We start from the raw sequence: 6,761 nt of genomic DNA on the forward strand, positions 1-6,761 counted from the left end.
GCTCTCCTCCTATTTTTTAGCTAATTTCATTCCAGCAAATGCTGCTACATATGTCACAATCAAGCTAAATAAAGTTAAATATATAAATGAATTTTGCATAGATAATACCGTTCCACTTGTTCCAAATAAACCTGTTACAGTTCCTGAAACATTAATTTGGAACTTAGAAATCATATTCATTACAATCATCATAATTGTGTAAGAACCACTGCATACCGCTAATGTAATATATATATTGGCAGTCGGTAATTTAGCTAACTTTCTTCCCGCTCTAAACATAAAGAACAATGGAATAATAAGCAGTAATAAACCATAATGGAATACGTTATTCACTTTATCAAATTCTGCAAGGCTTTCCTCATTTGCTCCTTTTGAAATCAATATCTCTCTGAGCTCTACGCCATTTACAGAGACGCCTGATATAAATGAAAACGATAGTGTGCTCTCATATGCTTTTGATTTCTTACCAATTCCAGTAAATTCCTTACTAAGTGCTGGACTTGATACTTCTAACGGCGCAAAATGAGCCATACTCCATAATTGAGGTGTTAACTCTAATGCTAATAATGTACTTTCAGATTTTAAAGTTGTTATTTCTTTTAATGGTTCAATACCATCTTCCTTACTTACTAACGCCATAATACAAACCGCTACCGCTGTTACTAAAAGTCCTTTTATCATAGCTGAAACACCGTAATAAACAGACGCTCCATATGGCATTAACTCTTGAAATGCTGCTGCCATATTGTTTTTGCTTGTATGAGCAATAAATCCTAATAAGGTAAATAATGTCCCACATACAAAACCACTCAATAAACTCTTAATCGCTGAATAGCCAACCGTAATCTTACCTGCTTCTGAGAATGGAATTGCAAAAGATTGTGATGCTATAAAACTTATAATGAATAAAAAGACGCCATAAATAATACCAACTGTTGATGCCATAAAAATTTGATCTTTAATCGTTTTCGCAACATGCTGCTTCCCTAACCAAATTCCTGTACCAGCGAAAATAATAAATGGAATGATTAATAGTAATGTAAATGGAGTATGCCAAGATAAAGAAAATATCAATCCACTATCGTCGTTAGCTGTAAAACCAAGTAAATGATAACTTAACATCGTAGAAGTTGCACTCGAATAAAAATTCGGCAACATTTCTAATTCTTTCGCAAATTTGCTAAACATCTCACTTAACATAGAAGCAAATAATAAACTACCAATCCAACCAGCAATTAACATGAGAATACTTGCAACAGCCCCACCAATAAAACCTTTTTGTAAAACGGCTTTATCTGCTTTAAACTCAACTTTAGGAGCACCATCCATTGTAGGCGATTTTACAGATTGTTCTTTTTTCTTCGCAACAAATAAAGAATACCCACACTTTTGACAATATAAATTTTTTTGAGCATTTTCATTGCCACAACCTTTGCAGTATTTTGCAGTATCTTTTTCTAATGTTATTGCATCTATAGCTCCTGCAATCTCCATACTACCTTCATTTGGGCAATAATTTACTTCTTCACCATGTTGTTTTCCACATGTGCGACAATACATTTAATTCACTCCCCACTTTGCTTAATTCCACAAACTGGACAGTAAGTAGAGTTTTTATCGATATGCTCATTACATGAAATACAATTTACCGTTTCACCTTCATTTTCTACCGCTAACATCGGGTTAGGCTTTCCACACGAACCACAAAACTTATCATTTATTGATAAAGGTCCACCACATTCACATGTAGCTTTTTCACCTTGTTGTTTTTGCAATTCAACAATGCGTTTTCTTGCCTGATAAATAGCCACATCAAATTCTTGAACTGGAGCAATCATTTCTTTTAAGCTCGCTTCATTTACTCCATTTCCTCTTAATTGAACGTACACTTGCTGTCCAACCTCTAATAGAACCTCTGCTTTTTTCTGCATTTGCACTTGCATTCCCTTTTTCAATTGAGCAATTTCTTGTGCAACTTGCAACTTCATTTTCCCTTGTTCTATTCCTTCTTGTAACTTATTCATTCCACTACCTAACTTCGTCTGTAAATCTGACAAATCATTTCTCCTCCTATACGTATATATTCATATATAAAATTAACATTTTATATATTACCATGATTTTCAAGTTATGTAATCCAAATTTCATTTTTTCTGTTTTGAGCATTTTTTGTTTATAATGGTAAAGGAAAGAAATATGTGTACGGAGGAATATTATGCTGCAACACTCAATTACGAAAGATGAAATTATGATGATTGCGAATGAGTTCGTTCAAGGACTAGATCCACAGCAAACAGCTGATCAGGAACATGTCGCTACAGCTCGGCACCTATATCGTAGTGGTGTTGTCTACAATGTTGACTTTGATGGTTATACACTATCAGGAACTGTAGATGCGGAAGGCAACGTATATAGCGTTCATATTCCGATTCGTAACGTCGCTGAAAGTTATTGTGATTGCTTCGCACCAACACAATGTGAGCATATGCTTGCTGTATTACTATCTGCAGCGTCTAGTTTCGGGCAAGTAGGAGATGTATTAACTTTATTTAAAAATAATACGAAACCTTCCCTTCCTCCTATTCGAACTGCAAGACAAGTATTGCAATCATCAGCTTTTGAAGAAACCGATTATAAAAGTTGGCAATCGTATTTTGAAAAAGAATATGAATCATTTAAAAAAGAACAAGCTCGGCTTACTTATAAACAAATGTATTTTCTTATGAGTATCTTTACAGATTTCTATACGAAACTTGAGCGGAAAGCTCCGCGTGTCATTGCGATACATGAATTATTCAGGTTACACGCAGCACTTTACTGCTTTCAAAAGTTATTAGAAGAAATTCAGGCATTCGACGCAAACAAAACGTATTCTTATCACCAACCTGTTAATGTCATTCGCCTATTTGTAGACAAAGTGGAATCCATCGTTCGGGACTTACAATCAGAAGCGATTCCTTCAGAGTCTGAAATAATTTTACAAGAAACAGCTCGTCTCGTTCATGAAGTATTCTTCTCTACCGACACTTATACGCAAGAGCGATTTTTCATTTATCGTCACATATGGAGTGAACTTTTAAACAATAAAGAGAAAATACAAGAAGAAGAAAAACGAATCGATACGAAAATCAATCCACTATCCAAAGCGTTAGCGTCTTCCCATCTTCTCTTTTTGAATGACGAAGATCTACTAGCGATGGACTTACTAAAAAAACAGCCTGCTTCTGTTGTGAGTCTATACTTCTATTGGTTAGAAGAACTATTAAGTGCCATGCAGTGGGATCGTGCGAAAAATTGGCTTTCCTTTACGTATAAACAAGTAAAGAAAACGATCCAAGATCACGAAAATACGATTTTCATAAAAGATGTCGTTCGGCTATTTGTAATCATGTATGAAACATATGCAACACATACAAATGAACAAGCTGGTTTCGAAATGATCTTACAAGAACTATTACCGTATAGTTTCACAAACTATGAACAGTACGTACTCGCGAAAAAACAGTATCGCACATGGGCAGAGCTTCATCTCCTATATGGATTTGAAGCAATTGAACTGTTAAAAGAGCCACTGAAAGATATTGAAAAAGAAGCGCCAGAAGCGGCACTTCCTCTTTACCATCTTGCTGCTGTAGAGGCAATTGAAGAACGAAATCGCAAATCATATAAACGCGCAGTTCGTTACTTAAAGAAATTACGTACATTATATAAACGATTAAAACGCACCGATGAATGGGATGCTTTCATTATTCACATTGCCAATCTCCATTCACGTCTGCGTGCACTACAAGAGGAATTACGGAAAGGAAAATTAATCGATGATCAATCAAACTGAAGTAACAATTAGGCTCCAGCATGTTAGTCAAGGTTGGTTCCTTTGGGGAGAAGATGACAGCGGTACTCCATTATCCGTAACAAGTTGGAAACGAAATGCATTCACATGGCACTCCACTTCTTTCTACGGTACGTTTCTAAAAGAAGCAACCTTCGAAGGAAAACAAGGTGTGCTGCTAACAAATGCACAAGCCTTTGAATACATTGCAAACAAACCGATGAATTCATTTGCACATATGCAAATAAACGGACCTATTACAGCCCTTACGAAAGATGCAAATGAATTATGGGATGCCTTTACGAGTGGCAGCTTCGTACCAGATATGAATCATTGGTCCAAACAACCATCTTGGAAAGTTCAAAATACACCAATTGAAGATGACACATTAGCATCTCTTTTCTCAGCAGCAGTTAATGAAAGCATATTACAAGATAATCGCTCAAATGACGGCTGGGAAGATGCCAAAAGACTATATGAACATTACGACTTTACGAAAAGACAATTGGAAACAGCACTACATGAAGAAGATTGGCTTCGAAAAATTGGTTATATTGAAGATGATCTTCCGTTTACAATCGGACTAAGACTGCAAGAACCACAAGAAGAATTTGAAATGTGGAAGCTTGAAACAATTGTGACACCAAAGCGCGGGGCGCATCGCATATATGTATATGAAAACATCGATTCCTTACCGAAAAGATGGCACGATTACGAAGAACGGATTACAGAGACACAAGAAGGTTTTAGTAAGCTCATACCGTGGTTAAAAGAAGGAGATACGTTCCGAAATGAGCTCTTTGAAACCGAAGCGTGGAACTTCTTAACAGAAGCAAGCAATGAATTACTTGCAGCTGGCATTACAATTTTACTACCATCATGGTGGCAAAATTTAAAAGCAACAAAACCGAAATTACGTGTTCAGTTGAAGCAAAATACAGCACAAACACAATCGTTCTTCGGTATGAATACGCTCGTTAATTTTGACTGGCGCATTTCGACGAACGGCATTGATTTATCGGAAAGCGAATTTTTCGAACTCGTTGAACAAAACAAACGTCTATTTAATATAAACGGTCAATGGATGCGACTAGATCCAGCCTTTATCGAAGAAGTAAGGAAACTAATGAACCGTGCCGATAAATACGGACTAGAGATGAAAGATGTCCTGCAGCAACATTTATCAAATACGGCTGAAACCGAAATTGTAGAAGATAATAGCCCGTTTACTGATATTGAAATCGAACTAGATGGATATTATGAAGAACTCTTCCAGAAGCTGCTTCATATTGGAGATATTCCAAAAGTAGATGTCCCTACTTCACTAAACGCAACACTTCGTCCGTATCAACAACACGGTATTGAATGGTTATTATATTTACGAAAGCTTGGATTTGGAGCATTGCTAGCTGACGATATGGGACTCGGGAAAAGTATTCAAACAATCTCTTACTTACTATATATAAAAGAAAACAATCTCAAAACAGGCCCTGCATTAATCGTAGCACCGACATCTGTTCTTGGAAATTGGCAAAAAGAATTTGAGCGTTTCGCACCGAATTTACGTGTTCAATTACATTACGGAAGTAATAGAGATAAGGGCAATTCTTTTGAAGATTTCCTTCAATCGGCAGATGTTGTATTAACATCTTATGCATTGGCTCAGCTCGATGAGGAAGAACTGACTTCATTATGCTGGGATGCTGTTATTTTGGATGAAGCACAAAATATTAAGAACCCACATACAAAACAGTCGAAAGCAGTACGAAACTTGCAAGCAAATCACAAAATCGCTTTAACTGGTACACCGATGGAAAATCGCCTCGCTGAACTTTGGTCCATTTTCGACTTTATTAATCATGGATATCTCGGAAGCTTAGGGCAATTCCAGCGCCGCTTCGTTACACCGATTGAAAAAGATCGTGATGAAGGAAAAATCCAGCAAGTTCAACGGTTTATCTCACCATTTTTACTGCGCCGAACGAAGAAAGATCAAACAGTCGCATTAAATTTACCAGATAAACAAGAACAAAAAGCTTACTGTCCTCTTACTGGTGAACAAGCTTCCTTATATGAACAACTTGTTCAAGATACACTGCAAAATGTAGAAGGATTAAGCGGAATTGAAAGACGCGGCTTTATATTACTTATGTTGAACAAGCTAAAACAAATTTGTAATCATCCTGCTCTTTATTTAAAAGAAGAAGAGCCACAAAATGTCGTTGAACGCTCCATGAAAACAAAAACGTTAATGGAGCTCATCGAAAATATAAAGGATCAAGATGAAAGTTGCCTCATCTTCACTCAATACATCGGCATGGGGAACATGCTAAAACGTGTGCTAGAAGAAAAATTCGGCCAGCGTGTCCTCTTCTTAAACGGTAGTGTACCGAAAAAAGATCGTGACAAGATGATTGAGGAATTCCAAAATGGGACGTATGACATTTTCATCTTATCTTTAAAAGCTGGCGGAACAGGACTAAACTTAACCGCTGCCAACCATGTCATTCACTACGATCGTTGGTGGAATCCAGCTGTGGAAAATCAAGCAACAGACCGCGCATATCGCATTGGTCAAAAACGATTTGTTCATGTTCACAAACTCATTACAACAGGAACATTAGAAGAAAAAATTGATGAAATGCTAGAAAGAAAACAATCTCTAAACAATGCGGTCATCACAAGCGATAGTTGGATGACTGAACTATCAACAGACGAACTAAAAGAATTACTTGGTGTATAAAGTGAAACTTTAATCAGGCCAGTTACGGGAAATTTTACTACCCGCAAAAAAAGAGCTAATCTGAACTGCACCCCAATTGTTAGACACAGTCTAACAATTGGAGGTGCAGTTTTTCTATGGCTAAATTTACAGCTGATGAAAAAATACAAATCGTTCTACGTTATTTGAACGGAAATGAAAGTTATC

The 6,761-nt window shown here is 36.6% G+C and carries 4 protein-coding genes; 2 read left to right on the forward strand and 2 right to left on the reverse strand.

Annotated features, from left to right (window positions below):
• Window positions 1-9 precede the first annotated feature (9 nt).
• Entirely contained in the window at window positions 10-1,560 is a 1,551-nt protein-coding gene (locus H6481_RS24380) for a zinc ribbon domain-containing protein (RefSeq protein WP_097920046.1), read from the reverse strand.
• A 5-nt stretch (window positions 1,561-1,565) separates the two neighbouring features.
• The gene (locus H6481_RS24385; RefSeq protein WP_001281749.1) at window positions 1,566-2,057 is read right to left on the reverse strand and encodes a zinc ribbon domain-containing protein; all 492 of its coding nucleotides are present in this window, start codon (window positions 2,055-2,057) and stop codon (window positions 1,566-1,568) included.
• 158 nt (window positions 2,058-2,215) lie between these two features.
• On the opposite strand from H6481_RS24385, the gene H6481_RS24390 reads away from it, so the two are divergent.
• Complete coding sequence (locus H6481_RS24390) at window positions 2,216-3,835, forward strand: hypothetical protein (RefSeq protein ID WP_000939149.1); 1,620 nt, start codon at window positions 2,216-2,218, stop codon at window positions 3,833-3,835.
• Window positions 3,819-6,575 (forward strand): DEAD/DEAH box helicase, encoded by a 2,757-nt coding sequence (locus H6481_RS24395; RefSeq protein WP_098818463.1) that lies wholly within the window; start codon window positions 3,819-3,821, stop codon window positions 6,573-6,575. The genes H6481_RS24390 and H6481_RS24395 overlap by 17 nt, the downstream gene beginning before the upstream one ends.
• The last annotated feature ends 186 nt before the right edge of the window (window positions 6,576-6,761 follow it).

The sequence above is a fragment of the Bacillus sp. ME78 genome (genome assembly GCF_903970865.1).
GTDB lineage: Bacteria > Bacillota > Bacilli > Bacillales > Bacillaceae_G > Bacillus_A > Bacillus_A cereus.